The organism is Streptomyces sp. NRRL WC-3605 (assembly GCF_001509795.1).
GTDB classification, from domain to species: domain Bacteria; phylum Actinomycetota; class Actinomycetes; order Streptomycetales; family Streptomycetaceae; genus Streptomyces; species Streptomyces viridochromogenes.
In genome coordinates this window covers 216,652-238,136 of record NZ_LLZN01000001.1, presented here as the reverse complement: position 1 = coordinate 238,136, position 21,485 = coordinate 216,652, and the positions used below count along the sequence as shown (strand labels likewise).

Genomic DNA, 21,485 nt, shown 5'->3' with positions numbered 1-21,485 from the left:
TCTCCTCAGATTCTCTTCAGTCTTAGGGGGTGGCCGGACTTACTGCGCGACCTGGGTGATCTCGTACGGCTGCGGCTGCTGCGCGCCGTGCGGGTGCTGGTCACCCTTGTAGACCTTCAGCTTCGAGAGCATCTGACGGCCCAGCGTGTTCTTGGGGAGCATGCCCTTGACGGCCTTTTCGATGGCCTTCTCGGGGTTCTTGTCGAGGAGCTCGTCGTAACGGACGGAGCGCAGACCACCCGGGTAGCCGGAGTGGCGGTACGCCATCTTCTGGGTCCGCTTGTTGCCGGAGAGGTGCACCTTGTCGGCGTTGATGATGATGACGAAGTCACCAGCGTCGACGTGCGGCGCGTAGATCGGCTTGTGCTTGCCCCGGAGGAGCGTCGCGGCAGTGGTGGCGAGACGACCCAGGACGACGTCCTGAGCGTCGATGACGTGCCACTGGCGCGTCACATCGCCGGGCTTGGGGCTGTACGTACGCACGGTTCGTAGCCTTCGCTTCGAGTGAATGGTCCTGAACAGGTCACCGAAACGATCACGACAGCCTGAGCCACTGCGGCGACGCATACCGCGTACGTGGGGTTGCTGGTCATCGGCCCGGTGGACCGGTGTAAGGGCCCGTCCCGTGAGAATGAGCAAGCCAATACACAACGAACATGCAGGATACCTGCGGCGCCCCAGCCGGGTCAAAACGGGTTGCCCACGGCCGGCGTCGCTGTTCCGGGTCCAGAGTAGTCGACCCCCGGGGTCCGCCCGTCACACGCCGGACGCGCTGCTCGGCGCCGCGGCCCCGCGCGAGGGCGGGACGGGCACGGCGGGCGCCGCCTCCAGGCCGGCCCGCCGCCAGGAGTGCAGGCCCACCGTCACCGCGAGGGCGCACAGCGTCACGGCGTCCCGGAAGGCCCGCCGCTCCCCCGCCTCCAGATAGGGCCAGGTCACCCCGGGCAGCTGCGGCACCAGGGCCATCCAGAACCAGACCGTGCGGGTCACCGACGCCGCGTACGGCAGCCCCGCCAGCAGCAGCGGCAGCGGGACCAGCAGATAGTGGTCGTACGACGGCCTGGAGACCAGGAAGGCCGAGAGCATCAGCAGCGCCCCGGTCTCGGCGTACCGCAGCGGGCCCCCGCCGCCGCGCCAGCGCCGTCGGGCGCACACCAGGCCCGCCGCGGCGAGCGCGAACGCCAGCGCCCCGGCCAATGCCCCGGGCACCCCCAGCCGGGGCAGCACGGCCGCCGGGGACGCCTCGTAGAGCCGGACGAACCGGTCGTCGCCGCTGAGCAGGAACGGCACGGTCCGGGTGAAGAACCCGGCGGGGTCCGGCAGTGTCAGGGCCGCGCCGGCCGAGGCCGCCACCGGCACCGCGACCAGCACGCCCAGGGCCCGCCACCGCCGGGCGAACACGAACAGCAGGGCCATCGGCGCGAGCAGCGGCTTCAGCGCCACCGCCGCGCCGAGCACCGCCGCCGCGGCCACCCACCGCCCGCGTTCCGCGAGCAGCAGCACCAGGGGCAGGGCCAGGGCCGCGGTCGCCGTCCAGTTACCCAGCCAGACGAGATGGGCGAACGGGGCGAAGCCCGCCGCGAGCGCGAGCAGGCCGAGGACCGCGAAGCGGCTGCGCAGGGGGACGCCGTGCAGCCGCAGCGCGCAGACCCACCCGCCCACCAGGCACCCGGTCACCACGAGGGGCGCCAGCACGCACAGCACGTCCTGCGGAACCAGCACCTGCGGGGCCGCCGCCAGCACCGCGCTCGGCAGATAGAGGAAGTGGGGGTCGTCATACGGCGAGCCGCCGTCCAGCCACGCCTTCGCCGCGCGTACGACGATGGCGTTGTCCATCCCTCCGCGCGAGGTCAGCCGGGCCGTGCGCGCCACGAGGGCCCCCAGCACGGCGACCAGCGCGACCCACAGCGGCCAGGACGCCCGTCGTACCAACCACCCGGAGATGTCGCTTTTGCGCTCGCTCACCCCCTGAACGCTAGGTGGCGAAGGGCCCTTTGGGGCGGACCGGCACACCCGAGGTCCGTCTAAGATGCGCCCCATGAGCTACGGGCAGCAGGGGGGACCCCCGTCCCAGTGGGATCCCTGGAAACCGCATTCCCAGCAGCCGTGGAACGGCGGCACCGACCAGACCCCGGACTGGGCCGCGCTGGCCGAGGCGTCGGAGACCCGCAACAAGCGGCGCCGGCTGCTGTTCATCGGCGGTGGCGCACTGGCCACCGTCGCCATCGGTGCGGCCGTGGCCGTGGCGGTGGTGTCGGCGAACGGGAACGACTCGGCGTCCGGCGCACCGGCTTCCGGCCTGCCCTCGACGGCGGACCTGCCGGGCGAGTCGGCGGCCGTCCCGTCGTTCGCGCCGACCAGCGCCCCGCCGCCGCTGGACCCCAAGGACTTCATCTCCGGCAAGGACAAGGACACGGCCCCGCTCGGCGCCCAGATCCTCTTCCCCGGCACCCAGCTGACCATGGGGGAGACGGTCTACAAGAAGGGCGCGACGGACGACACGAAGAACTGTTCGGCCGCCACCAAGGGCGGGCTGCCGAAGATCCTCGCCGAGGGCGGCTGCACCCGCTTCATGCGGGTCTCCTACCTCAAGGACGGCATCGCGGTGACCGTCGGCGTGGCCGTCTTCGACACCGAGGCGAAGGCCCAGAAGGCCAAGAGCAAGGTCGACACCAAGAAGGACATCGTCCGTTCGCTGTCCGGCAAGGGCGTCAAGGACTTCTGCACGGCGGCGGTCTGCCGCTCGACCTCCAACTCCTACGGCCGGTACGCCTACTTCACCATCACGGGCTTCACCAGCGGCCGGAACATGACGGACAAGGACACCGCCGCCTTCAAGGCCGGTGACGACCTCGCCGAGTTCACGTTCCGTCAGATCCGCCGGCGCGGCGAGGCGCAGGCGTCGGCGGCGGCCGGAGAGTGACCGGCCGCCGTACCGGCGGGCTCCACCGGGCCGGGGACCCCGGCCCGGCCTAGAGCCGCTTGGCGCTGCGCAGCGTCTTCGCGTAGTAGCCGTTGCCGTCGAGCCGGGACACACCGCCGACGTCGCCGATGGTGGGCCCGTTGACCTCCTCGCGGCTGGACACGAAGATCAGGTGCCCCTCGGTGTCGTGGCCGAGGACCATGCCGACGTGGTCCAGACGCTCGCCGGTGCGGGTGTCCAGCTTGAAGAAGACGAGGTCGCCCGGCTGGAGCTGGTCGATCGCGGAGGGCCGGTCCTTCGCGGAGATCCCGGTCAGCGGCAGGATGTCGACGCCCACCTTGGACCGGGCCATGCCGTTGGCGGTGCGGGGCAGGCCGTCGCCTGAGGCGTCGGAGGACATCAGCGGGAAGCGGGCCCGGTAGCCCAGCACCATGCGCATGAAGCCCGAGCAGTCGATGGACCTGGCGCGCTTCGCCTCCGGCTGCCCGACGGTGCCGTCCCGGAACGGGTAGGGCACCTGGAGGAAGTCGTAGAAGTCGGACTGCTCCAGACGCAGGTCGCCGCCCTCGGCGCCCGTGGTGTTCAGCGGCCCGAAGTTGGCGTCACCGGCGTAGACGACGCCCTGCTCGTCCTTCTTGTCCGGGGCGCCCGCCACGTACTGGAAGGCGAACGCGAAGACGTCGTCCTCCTTGCTGTCCTTGTACTCGGCGTACCAGTCCTTGAACCACTTCTTGTTCTCGGCGCCCTTGGTCCACTTCTCCGGCATCAGCCGCACCCAGTCCGTGGTGCTGACCTTGGACGCGGTGGACGCGGGCTCCTGGAAGGTGCGGGCCGGGCCGGTCAGCGTCGCCATGCGGGCGCCGTCCGTGAAGACGGCCTTGATCTGGCCGTCGGCCCCGCGCAGCACCGAGCGCGCCGGGTTCTCCAGCCGCGACCAGGTCGCCTTGCCCTCGCTCTCCCCCGTGCTGCGGCCGCCCTCCAGGACGCCCACGTTGCGCACCTCGGTGATGCCCGGGTCCTCCTGCTTGCGCAGCTCCACCGTGAGGTAGCCGGAGGTGCCGACCAGCGCCAGCAGCACCAGGCCGGTGACGACGGGCCTCGACTTCTTCTTCCCTGCCATCGTTTGCTCCTCGGATCTCAGACGGTCGGCATGACGCCGAGCAGCAGGCCGGCGGCGACGACGATGTAGGCCATCAGGGACACCGTTCCGGTGGCCAGCAGCGTGGCCCCCTTCGGTTGGCGCACCATCTGGTAGGCGACCAGGCCCGGCACGATGAAGCCGAGGGTCTGGTTGCCGTAGAGCAGCGGGAACTCCAGCGAGAGCACGATCATCACCGTGGCCTGCAGGAGCACGCCGAGCAGCACCACCGCGGCGAACAGCCGCTTGCCGTAGAGGATCACCAGCCGCTGCATGATCTTGGTGCCGCCGTAGGTGAGGGCGGTGACGCCGACCACCATGGCCGCGCGCTGGAGGTCCTCGATGAGGGTCAGCGCGATCCAGCCGGGCGTGATCATTCCGCCGGGCGACAGGTTGGTCGTGAGATAGCACAGCAGCGAGAAGAACAGGCCGATGGCGATGCCCAGGGCGGCCATCTCGGGGGTCAGGGCGGCGGTGGTCAACGGGGTCTCCGGACAGAGGGGTGCGGGTTCGTGGGCGGGGCGGGCGGCCTGCGCGGCAGCGGCCCCGCGGGGTCAGGCGCGCGGGGGGTGTCCGCCGTCGCCGGCCGGCGGGCGCGGTGGCCTGCCCTGGTGCTCGTCGGGGTGCGGCTGCCGTGGCGCCCGGCCCGTGCCGTAGGGCTGCCCGGGGTGCCCGTCGGGGCCGGTGCCCTGCGGCAGCTGCGGACGCGCGGGCTGCTGCTGCGGTGCGCTCGGCCGGCGCACCGGCGGGGCCTGGAACCAGGCGGACGCCTGCGGCTCGGGCGCGGGCTCCGCGCCGTGCCCCTGACCGGGGCCGGGCTGCCGCGGCTGCCGCGGCTGCCGCTGCGCCGGTGGCTGCTGCCCGTACGGCGCCGCCGCCTGGCCGTGTCCGCCCTGCGCCGCGTACGCCCCGTCCCGCGCGCCCCAGCCGTCCGCCCGCTGCTGACCGGGAGCGCCGGCGTAGGCCGCCGCGGTGTCCCCGTGCGACGCGGCCGGCTGCTGCGGGATGCGGACCACCGGGATCTCCTGGGTCTGCGTGGCCTGGTACCGCTCCTCGTAGGCCGTCGGGTAGGAGGCGTACGGGTCGAGGCGCTGGGCCTGCTGCGGTGCGCTGACCACCGCCTCCGGGGCCTCCTCCACCGCGCTCTCGTCGGCGGGGAGCTCGGCCAGGTACTCCAGCAGCTCCTCGCCCTGTCCGTGGATGTTGCCGATGGCGACCAGGGAGGAGCCGTCGGCCATCCGGCCCAGCAGCGTCGGCATGAACTCGTCCGCCGCGCGGCGCTCGCCGCCGAGGTCGACCGCGCGGTCGCGCCAGTCGGCGGGGATGGCGTCGATGGCGCTCTTGGACGGGTGGCCGATGACGAAGACGTTGTCCGGCTGCAGGTCCGGGATGATCTCGCCCATCTGGCCGTTGCGCTCCACCCGGTCCGGGCGGCAGTTGATCACGACGTTCAGCGGGCGGCGGATCGCGCCGAGGTCGAGCAGCTGGTTGATGTTCATCAGCGTCGACTCGGGGTCGTTGGCCGCGAACACGTTGGCGAAGGAGAGCCGCTTGCCGTCGGGGGCGACATACCGCTCCACGGAGAGCACGCCCGGGTCCGGCGGGGCGTCGTACATGCCCTGCAGCGCGACCTTGCGCTCGACGCCCAGCAGCTCGGCGACGACCAGGGCGATCGCCACGTTCTCCTTGAAGGTGAACCAGCTGAAGCCGCGCAGCTCCTCGTCGCTGACGGTCTCCGGGTCGGCGTAGATCAGCTTGCAGTTCCGGGCGTCCGCCTCCTCCTGCAGGATGTGGAAGCGCTCCTTCTCGGCGGTGACGCAGATGCCGTTCTCCGGCATGGAGCGGCACAGCGAGCGCGCCACGTCGTCCAGGGTCGGGCCCATCTCGGCGAGGTGGTCCTCGCGGACGTTGCACAGCACGCCGATCGTGGAGCGGATCAGCTTGCTCTGGTTGACCTCCTGCAGCGCCGGCATGACCGCCATGCACTCGATGACAAGGGCGTCGGGGCGGTAGGTGGCGGCCCTGCGGACGATGCCGATCTGCTCGACGACGTTGGCGATGCCGAACTTGCGGTAGACCGGCTCCTCCGTGGCGTCCGGGTGGATGAAGCGGGCCGCGGTGCCCGTCGTCTTGGCCACGGTGACCAGGTCACCGCCGCGCAGGGCGCCCGCGCACAGCCGGGTGATGGAGGACTTGCCGCGGATGCCGTTGACCAGCACCCGCGAGGGGATGGTGTGCAGGGCGGCGTAGTGCCTGCGCTGCTCGATGATGCCGGCGACCAGCAGGAAGACCCCGCCGATCAGCAGCACGAAGTAGAGGTAGAGCACGTCCGGTCACCTTCCTCCGGCGCCGAGCCGGGGCTCGGCACTCCGGCGCGCCTGGTTCTGCCTGCGGGCCTGCAACTGCTGGCGGACCAGTTCGAGGCTGCGGACGACGGCCCCCACCTCGTCGTGGTAGCGGGGGTACAGCACGGTCTTGAGGTCGCCGTCGGCCAGCTTCTCGGCGCTGCTCGCGAGGGCGCGCAGCGGCCGGACCACGACCAGGTGGATCCAGCCCAGGCAGACCACGATCAGGGCGAGCCCGAGCATCCCGGCGAGCACGCTGCGGTCCTCGCGCTCATACGCGGCGATCTCGAAGTGCTTGGCGTTCTGCCAGCTCACGACGGTCCAGCCGACGTCGGAGGCCACACCGCCGCCGGAGAAGGGGGCCGCCGCGGCGACGGTGACGGAGCGGCCCTCGCGGATGAGCAGCCCGTTCTCCACGGGTCCGGCGCCGACCTTGACGCCGCCGGCCCGTACGAGGTCGGTGAGCGCGTCGCGCGGCAGGTCCTCGAAGGCGAGGAAGCCGTCGCTCGCGGCGATGGTCCTGGCCTCGGCGTCGACCACGCGGACCTCGCCGAGGCCCGGCCGGGCCAGCAGCGAGTTCAGGAACTCGACGCGGATCTCGCCGACCAGCGTCATGCCCTTGTGGTCCGGTACGGCGGCCGCGGCCTGGACGACCGGCTTCTTGCCACCCTCGCCGGTCACCCGGATCAGGCGGGCGTCCTCGCCCTTGGTCTCCTCGTCGTCGCCCCAGGCGGCGTGCGGATCGGCGCCGGCCCGCGCGATCACCTCGCCGCCCCGGTCGATGACGTAGAGGGAGGCGTAGCGGGTGTGCTTGCGCAGGGCGTCGGACAGCGCGCCGGAGGCGGCGTCGGGGTCGGCCGGGTCGATCAGCCGGGTCATGGACGCGAGGTCGGCCTGCGCCTCGTTCAGCGCCCGGCGGACCCGGTCGGCGACCAGGTCGGTGCGGTCGCGCTGGTCGTTGACCATGGTGCTGGGCACGCTGACCGAGGCGTCCGTGCGGTTGAGCAGCAGCCCGACCGGGACGCACCACAGCAGGAGCAGGACGGCCGTCAGGCCGAGCGGCACCCGCAGCCCGAGCCGGCCGCGGCGGGGGGTGCGCTGCGTGGAGGGCTCCACGTCCCCGCCGGCCAGCTGCGCGCGCAGCCGCTCCAGGGCGGCGCCGACCCGGGCGGCCTCGCCCCAGCGGGGCACGGCGACGGGCCGGGTCAGATCGCCGCGGGCGAGCCGGCGGGACTCCAGGAAGAGGGCGAGCAGGGGGCGCTGCACGGCCCGCCAGAGCAGGGCGGCCGCGAGCAGGCCGACGACGACGAGCACGCCCGCCGCGATCAGCCCGTACAGCTCCCGCTCCTGGCCGGCGGCCTCCTCCTGCACGACGGGCAGCATGGCGACGACGGTCAGGCCGAGGCCGGCGCCGACGCTCTTGCGCTGCTCGGGATCGGCGGAGGCGAGGGAGGCGTAGCCGGCGGTGGCGATCCGGCCGTTGTAGGAGTCGCCGAGCAGGGTCCCGCTGACACCGGGGTAGCCGCGTGAGCCGGGCTCCTTGGCGCTGACCGGGTCCTGCTCGGTCTCCTTGGCGGCCTCCTCGGAGAGACGGCCCATCTGCTTCTGGAGGAAGGTCAGCTCGTCGCGCTCGGCGTCGGAGTTCAGCGCCTCGGCCTGCTCGAAACCGGCCGTGGCGAGGACCTCGCCGCCCCGGGCGACGACCGCCATGGAGCGGAACGGGCCCAGGTTGATGGCGGGCACGGACAGGCTGTTGGAGGCGATGAGGAGCTGCTGCGGGCGGTCCTTCCAGTCGAGGAGCGCCATGGTCATCAGCCGCACGTCGCCGGTCTTCAGCCGGACCATGCGCGGGGTGAGGGCGTTGTCGCCCCGGAGCACGTCCTTGTCCAGCCAGGCCAGAGGAATCGTTTCTCCTCTAGCGGCGAGCACCTTGCCGCTCTCCAGGTCCAGGACGGTGGTGCCGGTCCACTTCTGGTACGTGTTGCTCAGGTCCGACAGCACCTGCTCCGGGTCCGCGGACCCGGCGGCGTTCAGCACGGCCGCGGTGCGGTTCAGATCGGTGACCCGCTCGTCGATCGACGCGCGCAGGGCGATGGCGCCGTCCTCCGCGAAGTGCTGCTGCGAGCCCAGCACCGCCTTCGGCACGACGGGGTCGCCGGCCGGGCCCAGCACCTTCGCCGTCAGCCCGGCCAGGGCGACGATCAGCAGGCACAGCAGCGCGATCGGCGGTCGAACGCCGCCCAGCAGCGGCATGTCCGCGCGTCTGCGCATGCGCCGCCGACCGCCGCGTCCGGGACGCGCGGAAGCTTGGGTTGGAGTCACCGGTGGTTTCCTTCGCCTCTTCACTACTCAGGCGCTCGCAGGAGCCACCGCTGACGCGGGCATGAGACGCCGTCGCTCTAAAAGACTTCCGACACGCGCGGAGGTTGGGCTCCGGCGCGAAAGTGCTTGCTGTGTCCCTTGTCACTTCCCCAGGGACAACTGCTCGAGGCCGTCGCCGCCGGGTGCGCCGCGGTTGTAGAGGAAGCCGCGCGTCCGGTCGGCGGCCAGCCGGTAGCGGGCCATCCGGTCCTCGGACAGGTCACCGGGGTGGTCCAGCGCGTTCTGCACGTCCACGAGCCGGTGGTCGACGACCGCGCCCTCGGGGGCCTTCTCCCCCGCCTCCAGCTCCGGCGGGATGTCGACCAGCGTGGTCCGGTAGCGCGCGTCGACCTTCCAGCCGCCGTCCGACGTCTCCTTGAACTCGAACCAGCCGATCGCGCCCTCCTCCGTGAGGCCGGTCGGCGAGGAGTGACGGGCCACCTGGTTGCCCAGGCTGTAGGCGACCCAGGTGCCGTTGACCTTCTGGATGGGCTGCACGACGTGCGCGTGGTGGCCGATCACCAGGTCGACCCCGGTCTCCTTGGTGATCCGCTCGGCCAGCTCCAGCTGCGGCACGCTGGGCTCGTTGTAGTGCTCCAGACCCCAGTGGACGGAGAGGATCACGACCTCGGCGCCCTTCTTTCGGGCGCGAGCCTCGGCCTTCTTGATCTCGTCGGTACCGAGCCGGTTGAACGCCCACTTCTGCTTCTCGGGCGTGGGGTTCAGGAACGACTCCCACGAGAACGCCAGGTGAGCGACCTTGACGCCGTTGACGTCCCGGATGTTGATCTGCTCTGCTTCCTTGGGCGTACGCGCGGACCCGGTGTGTCCCAGACCCACCTTGTCCATCGCGTCCAGGGTGCGCTTCACGGCCTTGAGGCCGTGGTCGAAGGTGTGGTTGGAGGCCGTCGAGCAGGTGTCGTACCCCACGTCCTTGAGGGTTGTGAGGATCTGCGGGGGGACCAGGAATTCGGGGTACCCCTCGAAGGGTCCCTTGGGAGTGCCGACGGGCGTCTCCATGTGACAGATGGCCAGGTCGGCCTTGCTGATGATGGGCTTCACACCCGCCATCAGCGGTCCGAAGTCCAGCCCGGCCCGCCCCTCACCGGTCTTCTTGGCGTCCTTGGCCGCCTGGTCGACCAGCTCGGGGTGGATGAGCACATCACCCGCGGCGGCGACGGTGAACGAGCGGCCCCCCGGCTTCACCTGGGCCCCGGACGGCTCGGAGGAGGAACAGGCGGTCACGAGGCCCGCCAAAGCCCCCAGAACCGCCACCGAGCGACCTATACGGAGAGACTTACGGAATGTCACCGCGACATACTCACATGCCACTCACATCTCAATCGCCGTCATTCATCACAAGAGCATCACGTTTCACTCGCATTCTTGCCCCGGCGGTTCTGACCCTCGCACTCGCGTCCTGCGACTCGGCATCCGCCGACCGCACGGAACCGTCGGCTCCGCAGGCCCGCGAACTCGTCGATCTGCGCAGCCGCGTCCTCACGTACACGGCGGACTTCGCACCCGACGGCCACTACAGCCCGCCCGGCACCGACGAGCGCGAGCGGCTGGCGGACGGGGTGGGCGCGCTGCTCGACGGTGACGCGGCGGAGGCCGAGCGCCGGCTCTCCCCGCTCGGCCTCTCCGTGACCCGCCTCACCGACACCGACTCCGGCCGCCGCTACGACGAGATAGCCGCGACCGAGCCCGACGGCGACGCCGCGCACTGGGGACGCCTCTACCTGAACGCCGACTCGACCCTGCGCTGGAACGTCCAGGTGCCCCATCCGGTCTCCGACCGCGACACCGAGGAACTGGGCGTCCGGCTGCTGGAGGACACCCCGTCCGGCGCGCTGGTCCTGGCCGGCGCCCACCGCAGGGCCGGCCGCTCCGGCTCCGCGGACGTGGCGCACCGCGAGGACAGCGCCTTCCACACGGTCGTCGAGGAACTGCAGAAGCGCGGGGTGCCCGGCCTGCAGCTGCACGGCTTCTCCCGGACCCGCGAGCGCCCCTACGAGGCCATCGTGTCCGGCGGCGCGGCCGGCAGCGCACCCGGCGAGGCCACCGCCCTGGCCGACCGGCTGGAGGCCGACGGCCTGCGGGTCTGCCGCGGCTGGTCGGCCCGCTGCCCGCTGGAGGGCACGGCCAACGTGCAGGGCAGGACGGCCGAGCGCCGGCACGCCCTGTTCCTGCACGTGGAGCTCGCCGCCGTCGCGCGCGGCGACGGCCGCGACGCCGACTCCGCCGCCGGCGCCCTCGCCGACACGCTGGCCACCTTGGACCGGGACTGAGCTCAGCAGCAGCCGGCGCCGGGCAGCGTCCGCTTGTTGCGCGCCTCCTTGTTCCGCGCGGCCAGCAGCTCGTCCGCCGGATAGCCGACCTCTTCGAGGGTCAGCCCGTGCGGCCGTACGACGTGCACGGCGGAGTCCCGGACACCGGCGGCGAGCACCTTGCCGGGCCAGTCCGGGGGCCGGTGCCCGTCCCCCACGAACAGCAGCGCCCCGATGAGCGAGCGCACCATGTTGTGGCAGAAGGCGTCCGCCCGCACGGTCGCGGTGACGATCCCGTCGTCCCCGCGCACCAGGCTCAGCTCCTGGAGAGTGCGGATGGTCGTCGCGCCCTCCCGCTTCTTGCAGTAGGCGGCGAAGTCGTGCTCCCCGAGGAGCCCTTGGGCCGCCTCGTTCATGGCGTCCACGTCGAGCGGCCAGTCGTGCCACAGGACGTGGTTGCGCAGCAGCGGATCGACGCCCCCGGGGTTGTCGGTCACGCGGTAGGCGTACCGCCGCCACACCGCGGAGAACCGGGCGTTGAACCCGGCGGGCGCCTCGCGCAGCGCCCACACGCGCACGTCCCTGGGCAGCCGCCCGGCGAGCCGCTTGAGCAGCTTCTCGCTGTGCTCGGCCCACACCGCGCGCGGCAGATCCACGTGGGCGACCTGCCCGCGCGCGTGCACCCCGGCGTCCGTCCGCCCCGCGACGGTCAGCTCGTACGTGGTGCCCCCGGACCGGGTGACGGTCCGCAGCGCGTCCTCGATCTCCCCCTGCACGGTCCGACGCCCGCCGGCCTGCTTGGCCCACCCGGAGAACTCGGTGCCGTCGTACGACAGGTCGAGGCGCAGCCGTACGTACCCGGGTTCCACTTCGTCACTCACCCGTAGATCCTCTCAGCGACACGAAAGCGGGCCCGCCCCCCGGAAGGGACGGACCCGCGATCGAACAGCCCCGGACTAGGCGTCCTTCGACTCCTCGGCGGGAGCCTCGTCGGCCTTGGTCGTGTCGACCTTGGTCTCGGCGGCGTCGGCGTCCTTGGCGGCACGCTTGGTGGCGGCCTCGGCCTCACCGGTGGCCTCCTGGGCGACCGTCAGCGCCTCGACCAGCTCGATGACAGCCATGGGCGCGTTGTCGCCACGGCGGTTACCGACCTTGGTGATCCGGGTGTAGCCACCCGGACGGTTCTCGTACCGCGGGCCGATCTCGGTGAAGAGCGTGTGGACGATGCCCTTGTCCGTGATGACCTGGAGCACCTGACGGCGGTTGTGAAGGTCGCCCTTCTTCGCCTTGGTGATCAGACGCTCGGCGTACGGCCGCAGACGGCGGGCCTTCGCCTCGGTGGTGGTGATCCGGCCGTGCTCGAAGAGGCTCTTCGCCAGGTTCGCGAGGAGGAGCTTCTCGTGCGCGGCGCTGCCGCCCAGACGGGCACCCTTGGTGGGCTTCGGCATGTTCTTTCTCCTGTGTGTCTGCCCCGGCCGTATCAGGTACCGGGGTCAGTATCCGAGCGGGCGGTCGCCCGTCGGAGATCCGGGCACAGGCCCCGAAAGGGGCCGTGCCCGGAAGGGGCGCGGGGAACTGCGCGAGAAACCACAGCACACCCGCACCCGAGTACGGACCGGAAAGCCCGAGCTCTCAGTACTGCTCGGTCTCCACGAACCCGGCGTCCGCGTCGTCGTCCGCCCCGAAGGCGTCCGCGGCGGCGGTGGGGTCGAACCCGGGAGGCGAGTCCTTGAGCGCCAGGCCCATACCCGCGAGCTTCGCCTTGACCTCGTCGATCGACTTCGCACCGAAGTTGCGGATGTCGAGCAGGTCGGCCTCGGAACGCGCCACGAGCTCACCCACGGAGTGGATGCCCTCGCGCTTGAGGCAGTTGTACGAGCGGACGGTCAGCTCGAGCTCCTCGATCGGGAGCGCGAGGTCGGCCGCCAGCGCCGCGTCCGTCGGGGACGGACCCATGTCGATGCCCTCGGCGTCGATGTTCAGCTCGCGGGCGAGACCGAACAGCTCGACCAGGGTCTTACCGGCGGAGGCCATGGCGTCACGGGGACGCATCGCCTGCTTGGTCTCGACGTCGACGATCAGCTTGTCGAAGTCGGTGCGCTGCTCGACACGCGTGGCCTCGACCTTGTACGTGACCTTCAGCACCGGCGAGTAGATGGAGTCGACCGGGATACGGCCGATCTCCTGGCCCACCTGCTTGTTCTGCACGGCGGAGACGTAACCGCGGCCGCGCTCGACCGTCAGCTCCATCTCCAGCTTGCCCTTGCCGTTGAGCGTGGCGAGGACGAGGTCGGGGTTGTGCACCTCGACACCGGCCGGGGGCGCGATGTCGGCGGCGGTGACCAGACCCGGGCCCTGCTTGCGCAGGTACATCACGACGGGCTCGTCGTGCTCCGAGGAGACGACCAGCTGCTTGATGTTGAGGATCAGGTCGGTGACGTCCTCCTTGACGCCCGGCACGGTGGTGAACTCGTGCAGGACACCGTCGATGCGGATGCTGGTGACAGCAGCGCCGGGGATCGACGAGAGGAGGGTGCGGCGCAGGGAGTTGCCGAGGGTGTAGCCGAAGCCCGGCTCCAGCGGCTCGATCACGAACCGGGAGCGGAATTCGTCGACGACCTCTTCGGTCAACGAGGGACGCTGAGCGATCAGCATGTGTGGATCAGATCCTTCTTTCGTGGACGCCCGCTATTTGACGCCCGACGGAAACCGCCCCCGGCAAGAGGGACGGGTACTGCAAGGGTACGGGCGATACGGCCCCGAGGAGCCGTACCGCCCGAAAAGCCCGGTGAAGCGCGTGCGTCAGACGATCAGACGCGGCGGCGCTTCGGCGGACGGCAGCCGTTGTGCGGGGTCGGGGTGACGTCCTGGATGGAGCCGACCTCGAGGCCCGTGGCCTGCAGGGAGCGGATCGCGGTCTCACGACCGGAACCCGGGCCCTTCACGAACACGTCGACCTTGCGCATGCCGTGCTCCTGGGCGCGGCGGGCAGCCGACTCGGCGGCCATCTGCGCGGCGAACGGCGTGGACTTCCGGGAGCCCTTGAAGCCGACGTGGCCGGCGGAGGCCCAGGAGATCACGTTGCCGGACGGGTCCGTGATCGAGACGATCGTGTTGTTGAACGTGCTCTTGATGTGCGCGTGGCCGTGAGCGACGTTCTTCTTTTCCTTGCGGCGCACCTTCTTGGCAGCGCCCTGACGACCCTTGGGGGGCATCTATTACTCCTACGGGAGGTGGTCGGTCCTACAGCGAAGACCGCTGGACGGTGTCCGCTGCGGACTACTTCTTGCCCGGCTTCTTCTTGCCGGCGATGGCGCGACGCGGGCCCTTGCGGGTACGGGCGTTCGTGCTGGTGCGCTGACCGCGGACGGGCAGGCCGCGACGGTGACGCAGACCCTGGTAGGTACCGATCTCGACCTTGCGGCGGATGTCGGCCTGGATCTCGCGACGGAGGTCACCCTCGGTCTTGATGTTGTTGTCGACGTACTCGCGGATCGCGACGAGCTGCTCCTCGGAGAGGTCGCGAACGCGGGTGTTCGGGTCGACGCCGGTGGCGGCCAGCGTCTGCTGCGAAAGGGTCCGGCCGATGCCGAACACGTAGGTGAGGGCGATCTCCACGCGCTTTTCGCGCGGGATGTCAACACCGGAAACGCGTGCCATTCAATGGCTCCTGGTGGTTGTCGGAGGTCTTCCGCAGAACCGGTTCCCAGCCGCCGTACCAGGTACGAACTGGGTCCCCGGCCTCCGAACCGGGGGTGTCTGGCGACAGCTCGCCAGGGCTCTGCGTATGAACAATTCAGCTCGCGTCGCGCGAATCTCTGCGATAGCGGTGCAGAGGGGTGTGGTCGTGCGTCAGCCCTGGCGCTGCTTGTGGCGCGGGTTGTCGCAGATGACCATGACCCGACCGTGACGGCGGATCACCCTGCACTTGTCGCAGATCTTCTTGACGCTCGGCTTGACCTTCATGGGGTGAGGTTCTCCGGGTCAGTGCCAACGCCCCGGAAGAACCGGGGCCCGGGCAAGATCTACTTGTAGCGGTAGACGATCCGGCCACGCGTCAGGTCGTACGGAGACAGCTCCACCACGACCCGGTCGTCAGGGAGGATGCGGATGTAGTGCATACGCATCTTGCCGCTGATGTGTGCCAGGACCTGGTGGCCGTTCTGGAGCTCGACCTTGAACATGGCGTTCGGAAGAGACTCGACGACAGTGCCCTCGATCTCGATGGCACCTTGCTTCTTGGCCACGCTTCGCCCTTCGAATCGACTACCTTGATCGACTCTCTGCGAGCGCATGCGGACATGCGGGTACACGAGAGCCGACGAGTCAGTCTACGTCAGCGCACCCGGAAAGACGAATCGGGGAAGTCTGCCCCACAGGGGTGATCCTTACGCAAGCGGATCCGACCGGCGTCCGGGCCTCAGCCGTCGGTCACCCCAGCGGATCGGGCGCCGCCGTCACGCCCAGCTCCGCCAGCTTGGCCTTGCCGCCGGCTGGCCCTTCTCGACGCCGCCCTCGCGGGCTCGGCGCCCAGGGCGCCTCACAAGCTTCGCGCGGCTGCGCCGGCCTCCGACCGGCGTCCTGGCCTCAGGCCGTCGGTCACCCCAGCGGATCGGGCGCCGCCGTCACGCCCAGCTCCGCCAGCTTGGCCTTGCCGCCGTCCGGGGCCGTGAGGACCAGCGGGCCCTGCTCGGTCAGGGCGACCGAGTGCTCCCAGTGCGAGGACCAGGTGCCGTCCGTCGTGATGACCGTCCAGTCGTCCTCGAGGACCTCGGTCTTCGGGGTGCCCAGGGAGACCATCGGCTCGATGGCCAGGCAGAAGCCGGGGACCAGCTTGGGGCCCTTGCCGCGCCGGCGCTCCACGTAGTTCAGCAGGTGCGGGTCCATGTGCATCTCGGTGCCGATGCCGTGGCCGCCGTAGTCCTCGATGATCCCGTAGCGGCCGCCGCCCGGCTTGGGCTGGCGGCGGATGTACGTCTCGATGGCACGGGAGACGTCCACGAGGCGGTTGCCCGGCTTCATGGCCGCGATGCCGGCCCACATCGACTCCTCGGTCACCCGGGACAGCTCCACCAGCTCGGGGGCGTGCCCGGAGCCCACGAACGCCGTGTAGGCGGCGTCGCCGTGCCAGCCGTCGACGATGGCACCGCAGTCGATGGAGATGATGTCGCCGTCCTTGAGGACGACGTCCTCCGAGGGGATGCCGTGGACGACCACGTCGTTCACGGACGTGCAGATCGTCGCCGGGAAGCCGCCGTACCCCAGGAAGTTCGACTTGGCACCGTGCTCGGCGAGCACCTTGCGCGCGACCTCGTCCAGATCCTTGGTGCTGGCCCCGGGCACCGCGGCCTCCCGGGTGGCCGCGTGGATGGCGGCGACGACCAGCCCCGCCTCGCGCATCTTGGCGATCTGCTCGGGGTTCTTGATCTGCACCATGGCGGCGGGGCCTTTCTCGGACCGGACTGCGGGACTTTTCTCAACCATAAGGGCGGAGCCACACCCCGCCCCACGCAGCAGCCGCGGCCCCCTGACCGGGAACCGCGGCTGCGCCGTACGAGCTGGTGACTCCTACTTGGCGTCCTCGTCACGCTTCAGCGCCTGCATGGCGCGAGCCGTGACCTCCTCGACCTTGCCGAGGGCGGAGATGGTCACGACCAGCCCCTGCGCCTTGTAGTAGTCGATGATCGGCTCGGTCTGCGTGTGGTAGACCTCGAGCCGCTTGCGGACCGTCTCCTCGGAGTCGTCGTCCCGCTGGTACAGCTCGCCGCCGCAGACGTCGCAGACGCCCTCCTGCTTCGGCCGGCTGTACGTGACGTGGAAGACGTGCGCGGAGTCCTTGCGGCAGATCCGCCGCCCGGCGATCCGCTTGACGACCTCGTCCTCGGGGACCTCGAGATCCAGCACCGCGTCGAGCTTCATGCTCTCGGAGCGGAGCATCTCGTCGAGCGCCTCGGCCTGCGACACGTTGCGCGGGAAGCCGTCGAGCAGGAAGCCGTTCTCGGCGTCCGGCTGCTCCATGCGGTCCTTGGCCATCCCGATGGTGACCTCGTCCGGAACCAGGTTGCCCGCGTCCATGTAGGACTTCGCGAGCTTGCCGAGGTCCGTCTGCTGGCTGATGTTGGCGCGGAACAGGTCGCCCGTGGAGATGTGCGGGATCGACAGGTTCTTGGCCAGGAACGCGGCCTGCGTTCCCTTACCGGCACCCGGCGGCCCGACGAGGACGATTCGCATCAGCGGAGGAACCCTTCGTAATTGCGCTGCTGGAGCTGGCTCTCGATCTGCTTCACCGTCTCAAGACCCACACCCACGATGATGAGGATGCTGGTCCCGCCGAACGGGAAGTTCTGGTCTGCCCCAAAACCAGCCAACGCCATCGTCGGCACGAGAGCGATCAGACCCAAGTACAGCGAGCCCGGCCACGTGATCCGGTTGAGTACGTACGACAGGTACTCAGCGGTCGGTCGGCCAGCCCGGATGCCCGGGATGAAGCCACCATACTTCTTCATGTTGTCCGCGACTTCCTCGGGGTTGAACGAGATGGCCACGTAGAAGAACGCGAAGAAGACGATCAGCAGGAAGTACAGAGCGATGTGAACCGGGGCCGACGTACTGGCCAGGTTCTGCTGGATCCAGGCGGCCCATCCGGCGTTCGATCCGGAGAACTGCACGATCAGTGCCGGGATGTAGAGCAGCGACGACGCGAAGATGACGGGGATCACACCCGCCTGGTTCACCTTGAGCGGGATGTACGTGGACGTACCGCCGTAGGAACGGCGGCCGATCATGCGCTTCGCGTACTGGACGGGTACGCGGCGCTGCGCCTGCTCGACGAAGACCACCAGGCCGACCATGACCAGGCCGACGAGGATCACCGTGCCGAACTCGATCCAGCCGTCCGCCAGGTCGCCCTGCTGCTTGATGGCCCACAGCGCGGCCGGGAAGGTCGCGGCGATCGAGATGAACATCAGGATCGACATGCCGTTGCCGATGCCGCGGTCGGTGATGAGCTCACCGAGCCACATGACGACGGCCGTACCGGCGGTCATGGTGATGACCATCGTGATGGTCGTGAAGATGGAGCGGTCCGGGACGATCTGGCCGGCGACGGCGCACTGCGGGAACAGCGAGCCGCTGCGGGCGGTGGCGACCAGGCCGGTGCCCTGGAGGATGGCGAGCGCGACCGTGAGGTAGCGGGTGTACTGCGTGATCTTCGCGGTACCCGCCTGGCCCTCCTTCTTCAGGGCCTCCAGACGCGGGATCACGACGGTCAGCAGCTGCAGGATGATGCTCGCCGTGATGTACGGCATGATGCCGAGCGCGAAGATCGTGATCTGCAGCAGCGCGCCGCCACTGAACATGTTGACCAGGCCGAAGATGCCCTGGTTCGTGCTCGCCTGGTCGATACAGACCTGAACGGCCCGGTAGTCGACGCCGGGGATCGGGATGTGGGTACCGATCCGGTAGATCACGATGATGCCGAGCGTGAAGAGCAGCTTCTTGCGCAGGTCGGGCGTCTTGAACGCCCGGGCGAACGCGGTGAGCACGGTGCCTCCTGCGACCCCCGCGCAACTGCGTCAAGGGTGACGGTCTGAGGTTCGACTGATAGGGAACGACTTAGCTAACGGTCAACTGCCGCTCAGAGTGCCTCATGTGACGCACCCGTGAAAGTGGGCAGTGCAGGCCACCTTACCGGCGAGACCGCCCCCCTAGGAACGACCAACCGGGGATACCCCATTTGTGGGGTATCCCCGGTCGGGATCGCTCAAGTCATCGAGACGCCTGATGCAATCAGACGAGCTCGGTGACGCTGCCGCCGGCGGCGGTGATCTTCTCCTTGGCGGAGCCGGAGACGGCGTCGACCGTCACCTGCAGCGCCACGGAGATCTCGCCCTGGCCGAGCACCTTGACGAGGCTGTTCTTGCGAACGGCACCCTTCTCGACCAGGTCCGCGACCGTGACCTCGCCGCCCTCGGGGTAGAGGGAGGCGAGCTTGTCCAGGTTGACGACCTGGTACTCGGTCTTGAACGGGTTCTTGAAGCCCTTCAGCTTCGGGAGACGCATGTGGAGGGGCATCTGGCCACCCTCGAAGCGCTCCGGAACCTGGTAACGGGCCTTGGTGCCCTTGGTACCACGACCGGCCGTCTTACCCTTCGACGCCTCACCACGACCGACACGGGTCTTCGCGGTCTTGGCACCGGGGGCCGGACGGAGGTTGTGGATCTTGAGCGGGTTCTGCTCCGCCATGATCAGTCGACCTCCTCGACCGTCACGAGGTGGCGGACGGTGTGCACCATGCCGCGGAACTCGGGGCGGTCCTCCTTGACGACCTGCGTGTTGATGCCCTTGAGACCAAGGGAGCGCAGGGTGTCGCGGTGGTTCTGCTTGCTGCCGATGTAGGACTTGACCTGCGTAATCTTCAGCTGCGCCATGATTACGCACCCGCCCCGGCACGCGCACGCAGCAGGGCCGCGGGGGCGACGTCCTCGAGCGGCAGACCACGGCGGGCCGCGATCTCCTCGGGACGCTGCAGGCCCTTCAGGGCCTCCACGGTCGCGTGCACGATGTTGATGGCGTTGTCGGAGCCGAGCGACTTCGACAGCACGTCGTGGATACCGGCGCACTCGAGCACGGCGCGCACCGGACCACCGGCGATAACACCGGTACCGGGCGACGCGGGCTTGAGCAGCACGACGCCGGCAGCCTTCTCACCCTGGATGGGGTGCGGGATGGTGCCCTGGATACGGGGGACCTTGAAGAAGTGCTTCTTGGCCTCCTCAACACCCTTGGCGATGGCGGCCGGCACCTCCTTGGCCTTGCCGTAACCGACACCCACGGTGCCGTCACCGTCGCCCACCACGACCAGCGCGGTGAAGCTGAAGCGACGACCACCCTTCACAACCTTGGCGACGCGGTTGATCGCGACAACGCGCTCAACGTACGCGGTCTTCTCGGCGGCAGCTGCGCCGCCGTCACGGCCCTTCCGGTCCCGCCGCTCGCCGCCACCGGCACCGCCACCGCGGCGCTGGGGTCCAGCCATTGGATTTACCTCTCTCTGTTTCCGCTAGCTACGGCAGGCTCAGAACTTGAGCCCGGCTTCGCGGGCGGCGTCCGCCAGGGCGGCGATGCGCCCGGCGTACTGGTTGCCACCACGGTCGAACACGACAGCCTCGACACCGGCGGCCTTGGCGCGCTCGGCGACCAGGGCGCCGACCTGCTTGGCCTGCGCGGACTTGTCGCCCTCGCCACCGCGGATCGAGGTGTCCAGGGTGGACGCGGACGCCAGGGTGTGACCCTTGATGTCGTCGATCACCTGGGCCACGATGTGGCGGTTCGAGCGGGTAACGACCAGACGCGGACGCTCCGCCGTTCCGTTGATGTGCTTACGGATCCGGATGTGGCGGCGCTTGATCGCGGCGCGCTTGTAGGCGTCGCCCTTGAGGATCTTCTGTCCGTATGCCATGGCTTACTTACCCGCCTTTCCGACCTTGCGGCGGATGACTTCGCCCTCGTACTTGACGCCCTTGGCCTTGTACGGGTCGGGCTTGCGCAGCTTGCGGATGTTGGCCGCGACCTCGCCGACCTTCTGCTTGTCGATGCCCTCGACCGAGAAACGCGTGGGCGCCTCGACCTTGAAGGTGATGCCTTCGGGGGCCTCGACCGTGATGGGGTGGCTGTAACCGAGCGCGAACTCGAGGTTCGAACCCTTGGCGGTCACGCGGTAACCGACACCGCTGATCTCGAGCTTCTTCACGTAACCCTGGGTCACGCCGGTGATCATGTTCGCCACCAGCGTGCGGGACAGGCCGTGCAGGGCCTTGTTCTGACGCTCGTCGTTCGGGCGGGTCACCGACAGGGTGCCGTCTTCGCCCTTGGCGACCTCGATCGGCGCCGAGACGGTGTGGGTCAGCTCGCCCTTGGGGCCCTTGACCTTGACCGTACGGCCGTCGATGGTGACGTCCACGCCGGCGGGAACCGCGATGGGGAGCTTGCCGATGCGCGACATAGCTGTTTCCTCCGTTCCCTTCTGCTACCAGACGTAGGCGAGGACTTCCCCACCCACGCCCTTCTTGCCGGCCTGCTTGTCGGTGAGGAGACCGTGGGACGTGGAGATGATGGCCACGCCCAGGCCGCCGAGCACCTTCGGCAGGTTGGTGGACTTCGCGTACACCCGGAGACCGGGCTTGGAGATCCGCTTGATGCCCGCGATGGAGCGCTCACGGTTCGGGCCGAACTTCAGCTCGAGAACGAGGCTCTTGCCGACCTCGGCGTCCTCGACCTTCCAGCCCGTGATGAAGCCCTCCTGCTGGAGGATCTCCGCGATGTGCGACTTGATCTTCGAGTGCGGCATCGCCACGGTGTCGTGGTACGCCGAGTTCGCGTTCCGCAGACGCGTAAGCATGTCTGCGATCGGATCAGTCATGGTCATGAATTGGCCTTCGGCCTCTCTC

General features: G+C 69.8%; 25 protein-coding genes. 2 read left to right on the top strand and 23 right to left on the bottom strand.

Going from position 1 to position 21,485, the window contains the following annotated elements; all coding sequences use genetic code 11:
* Positions 1-39 precede the first annotated feature (39 nt).
* Both rplM and ADL34_RS01215 read right to left on the bottom strand, forming a co-directional pair.
* Positions 40-483, bottom strand: coding sequence for a 50S ribosomal protein L13 (gene rplM / locus ADL34_RS01220; RefSeq protein WP_010036634.1), 444 nt, complete (start codon positions 481-483; stop codon positions 40-42).
* 273 nt (positions 484-756) lie between these two features.
* Positions 757-1,965: a glycosyltransferase 87 family protein gene (locus tag ADL34_RS01215; protein ID WP_234374917.1), complete on the bottom strand. Its 1,209-nt coding sequence runs from the start codon at positions 1,963-1,965 to the stop codon at positions 757-759.
* Between the two features lie 73 nt (positions 1,966-2,038).
* On the opposite strand from ADL34_RS01215, the gene ADL34_RS01210 reads away from it, so the two are divergent.
* Entirely contained in the window at positions 2,039-2,923 is an 885-nt protein-coding gene (locus ADL34_RS01210; RefSeq protein WP_062664411.1) for a hypothetical protein, read from the top strand.
* A gap of 49 nt (positions 2,924-2,972) precedes the next feature.
* Here ADL34_RS01210 and ADL34_RS01205 read toward each other — a convergent pair whose 3' ends face one another.
* From ADL34_RS01205 to ADL34_RS01185, 5 genes are all read right to left on the bottom strand, one after another.
* Complete coding sequence (locus tag ADL34_RS01205) at positions 2,973-4,043, bottom strand: C40 family peptidase (protein WP_062664015.1); 1,071 nt, start codon at positions 4,041-4,043, stop codon at positions 2,973-2,975.
* A gap of 17 nt (positions 4,044-4,060) precedes the next feature.
* Positions 4,061-4,543, bottom strand: coding sequence for a poly-gamma-glutamate biosynthesis protein PgsC/CapC (locus tag ADL34_RS01200; RefSeq protein WP_062664017.1), 483 nt, complete (start codon positions 4,541-4,543; stop codon positions 4,061-4,063).
* A gap of 72 nt (positions 4,544-4,615) precedes the next feature.
* Positions 4,616-6,388, bottom strand: coding sequence for a poly-gamma-glutamate synthase PgsB (gene pgsB / locus ADL34_RS01195; RefSeq protein ID WP_234374916.1), 1,773 nt, complete (start codon positions 6,386-6,388; stop codon positions 4,616-4,618).
* Positions 6,389-6,394: 6 nt separating this feature from the next.
* The gene (locus tag ADL34_RS01190; RefSeq protein ID WP_079033977.1) at positions 6,395-8,659 is read right to left on the bottom strand and encodes a HAMP domain-containing protein; all 2,265 of its coding nucleotides are present in this window, start codon (positions 8,657-8,659) and stop codon (positions 6,395-6,397) included.
* 210 nt (positions 8,660-8,869) lie between these two features.
* The gene (locus ADL34_RS01185; protein ID WP_062664413.1) at positions 8,870-10,054 is read right to left on the bottom strand and encodes a CapA family protein; all 1,185 of its coding nucleotides are present in this window, start codon (positions 10,052-10,054) and stop codon (positions 8,870-8,872) included.
* Between the two features lie 38 nt (positions 10,055-10,092).
* On the opposite strand from ADL34_RS01185, the gene ADL34_RS01180 reads away from it, so the two are divergent.
* Positions 10,093-11,058 (top strand): hypothetical protein, encoded by a 966-nt coding sequence (locus ADL34_RS01180; protein WP_234374914.1) that lies wholly within the window; start codon positions 10,093-10,095, stop codon positions 11,056-11,058.
* A 2-nt stretch (positions 11,059-11,060) separates the two neighbouring features.
* Here ADL34_RS01180 and truA read toward each other — a convergent pair whose 3' ends face one another.
* The 16 genes from truA to rpsH all read right to left on the bottom strand — a co-directional run bounded on the left by truA (position 11,061) and on the right by rpsH (position 21,463).
* Positions 11,061-11,918 carry a tRNA pseudouridine(38-40) synthase TruA gene (gene truA, locus ADL34_RS01175; RefSeq protein WP_062664023.1) on the bottom strand — a complete coding sequence of 286 codons (858 nt, stop codon included), beginning with the start codon at positions 11,916-11,918 and terminating at the stop codon, positions 11,061-11,063.
* A gap of 75 nt (positions 11,919-11,993) precedes the next feature.
* Positions 11,994-12,485, bottom strand: coding sequence for a 50S ribosomal protein L17 (rplQ, locus tag ADL34_RS01170; RefSeq protein WP_062664024.1), 492 nt, complete (start codon positions 12,483-12,485; stop codon positions 11,994-11,996).
* A gap of 184 nt (positions 12,486-12,669) precedes the next feature.
* A complete protein-coding gene (locus ADL34_RS01165; RefSeq protein ID WP_003966937.1) occupies positions 12,670-13,692 on the bottom strand; it encodes a DNA-directed RNA polymerase subunit alpha in 1,023 nt (340 codons plus the stop codon).
* 155 nt (positions 13,693-13,847) lie between these two features.
* On the bottom strand, positions 13,848-14,252 hold the full coding sequence (gene rpsK / locus ADL34_RS01160) for a 30S ribosomal protein S11 (protein ID WP_003956432.1): 405 nt from the start codon (positions 14,250-14,252) through the stop codon (positions 13,848-13,850).
* 64 nt (positions 14,253-14,316) lie between these two features.
* Positions 14,317-14,697 (bottom strand): 30S ribosomal protein S13, encoded by a 381-nt coding sequence (gene rpsM, locus ADL34_RS01155; RefSeq protein ID WP_004984507.1) that lies wholly within the window; start codon positions 14,695-14,697, stop codon positions 14,317-14,319.
* 192 nt (positions 14,698-14,889) lie between these two features.
* Positions 14,890-15,003 carry a 50S ribosomal protein L36 gene (gene rpmJ, locus ADL34_RS01150; RefSeq protein WP_003974245.1) on the bottom strand — a complete coding sequence of 38 codons (114 nt, stop codon included), beginning with the start codon at positions 15,001-15,003 and terminating at the stop codon, positions 14,890-14,892.
* A gap of 59 nt (positions 15,004-15,062) precedes the next feature.
* Positions 15,063-15,284 (bottom strand): translation initiation factor IF-1, encoded by a 222-nt coding sequence (gene infA, locus ADL34_RS01145; protein WP_003948620.1) that lies wholly within the window; start codon positions 15,282-15,284, stop codon positions 15,063-15,065.
* Positions 15,285-15,636: 352 nt separating this feature from the next.
* The gene (gene map, locus ADL34_RS01140; protein ID WP_062664026.1) at positions 15,637-16,473 is read right to left on the bottom strand and encodes a type I methionyl aminopeptidase; all 837 of its coding nucleotides are present in this window, start codon (positions 16,471-16,473) and stop codon (positions 15,637-15,639) included.
* Positions 16,474-16,605: 132 nt separating this feature from the next.
* On the bottom strand, positions 16,606-17,268 hold the full coding sequence (locus ADL34_RS01135; RefSeq protein WP_062664028.1) for an adenylate kinase: 663 nt from the start codon (positions 17,266-17,268) through the stop codon (positions 16,606-16,608).
* Entirely contained in the window at positions 17,268-18,581 is a 1,314-nt protein-coding gene (gene secY / locus ADL34_RS01130; RefSeq protein WP_062664030.1) for a preprotein translocase subunit SecY, read from the bottom strand. The genes ADL34_RS01135 and secY overlap by 1 nt, the downstream gene beginning before the upstream one ends.
* Positions 18,582-18,825: 244 nt before the next feature.
* Entirely contained in the window at positions 18,826-19,281 is a 456-nt protein-coding gene (gene rplO / locus ADL34_RS01125) for a 50S ribosomal protein L15 (RefSeq protein ID WP_062664033.1), read from the bottom strand.
* A gap of 2 nt (positions 19,282-19,283) precedes the next feature.
* Positions 19,284-19,466: a 50S ribosomal protein L30 gene (gene rpmD / locus ADL34_RS01120; protein ID WP_003974250.1), complete on the bottom strand. Its 183-nt coding sequence runs from the start codon at positions 19,464-19,466 to the stop codon at positions 19,284-19,286.
* A 2-nt stretch (positions 19,467-19,468) separates the two neighbouring features.
* Positions 19,469-20,074 (bottom strand): 30S ribosomal protein S5, encoded by a 606-nt coding sequence (gene rpsE, locus ADL34_RS01115; protein ID WP_009190144.1) that lies wholly within the window; start codon positions 20,072-20,074, stop codon positions 19,469-19,471.
* A gap of 39 nt (positions 20,075-20,113) precedes the next feature.
* Complete coding sequence (gene rplR, locus ADL34_RS01110; RefSeq protein WP_007494754.1) at positions 20,114-20,497, bottom strand: 50S ribosomal protein L18; 384 nt, start codon at positions 20,495-20,497, stop codon at positions 20,114-20,116.
* 3 nt (positions 20,498-20,500) lie between these two features.
* Positions 20,501-21,040 (bottom strand): 50S ribosomal protein L6, encoded by a 540-nt coding sequence (gene rplF / locus ADL34_RS01105; protein ID WP_062664035.1) that lies wholly within the window; start codon positions 21,038-21,040, stop codon positions 20,501-20,503.
* 24 nt (positions 21,041-21,064) lie between these two features.
* A complete protein-coding gene (gene rpsH, locus ADL34_RS01100) occupies positions 21,065-21,463 on the bottom strand; it encodes a 30S ribosomal protein S8 (protein WP_053759511.1) in 399 nt (132 codons plus the stop codon).
* Positions 21,464-21,485: the final 22 nt, after the last annotated feature.

Excerpts from the sequence above, each read along its gene's own strand:
- ADL34_RS01165 (WP_003966937.1), bottom strand. The coding sequence starts at position 13,692 with ATGCTGATCGCTCAGCGTCCCTCGTTGACCGAAGAGGTCGTCGACGAA.
- rpsK (WP_003956432.1), bottom strand. The coding sequence starts at position 14,252 with ATGCCCCCCAAGGGTCGTCAGGGCGCTGCCAAGAAGGTGCGCCGCAAG.
- ADL34_RS01135 (WP_062664028.1), bottom strand. The coding sequence starts at position 17,268 with ATGCGAATCGTCCTCGTCGGGCCGCCGGGTGCCGGTAAGGGAACGCAG.
- ADL34_RS01190 (WP_079033977.1), bottom strand. The coding sequence starts at position 8,659 with ATGCCGCTGCTGGGCGGCGTTCGACCGCCGATCGCGCTGCTGTGCCTG.
- rplQ (WP_062664024.1), bottom strand. The coding sequence starts at position 12,485 with ATGCCGAAGCCCACCAAGGGTGCCCGTCTGGGCGGCAGCGCCGCGCAC.
- ADL34_RS01210 (WP_062664411.1), top strand. The coding sequence starts at position 2,039 with ATGAGCTACGGGCAGCAGGGGGGACCCCCGTCCCAGTGGGATCCCTGG.
- rpsM (WP_004984507.1), bottom strand. The coding sequence starts at position 14,697 with ATGGCACGCGTTTCCGGTGTTGACATCCCGCGCGAAAAGCGCGTGGAG.
- map (WP_062664026.1), bottom strand. The coding sequence starts at position 16,473 with ATGGTGCAGATCAAGAACCCCGAGCAGATCGCCAAGATGCGCGAGGCG.
- rpmD (WP_003974250.1), bottom strand. The coding sequence starts at position 19,466 with ATGGCGCAGCTGAAGATTACGCAGGTCAAGTCCTACATCGGCAGCAAG.
- rpsH (WP_053759511.1), bottom strand. The coding sequence starts at position 21,463 with ATGACCATGACTGATCCGATCGCAGACATGCTTACGCGTCTGCGGAAC.
- rpmJ (WP_003974245.1), bottom strand. The coding sequence starts at position 15,003 with ATGAAGGTCAAGCCGAGCGTCAAGAAGATCTGCGACAAGTGCAGGGTG.
- ADL34_RS01180 (WP_234374914.1), top strand. The coding sequence starts at position 10,093 with ATGCCACTCACATCTCAATCGCCGTCATTCATCACAAGAGCATCACGT.
- rplF (WP_062664035.1), bottom strand. The coding sequence starts at position 21,040 with ATGTCGCGCATCGGCAAGCTCCCCATCGCGGTTCCCGCCGGCGTGGAC.
- rplR (WP_007494754.1), bottom strand. The coding sequence starts at position 20,497 with ATGGCATACGGACAGAAGATCCTCAAGGGCGACGCCTACAAGCGCGCC.
- rpsE (WP_009190144.1), bottom strand. The coding sequence starts at position 20,074 with ATGGCTGGACCCCAGCGCCGCGGTGGCGGTGCCGGTGGCGGCGAGCGG.
- ADL34_RS01205 (WP_062664015.1), bottom strand. The coding sequence starts at position 4,043 with ATGGCAGGGAAGAAGAAGTCGAGGCCCGTCGTCACCGGCCTGGTGCTG.
- rplO (WP_062664033.1), bottom strand. The coding sequence starts at position 19,281 with ATGGCGGAGCAGAACCCGCTCAAGATCCACAACCTCCGTCCGGCCCCC.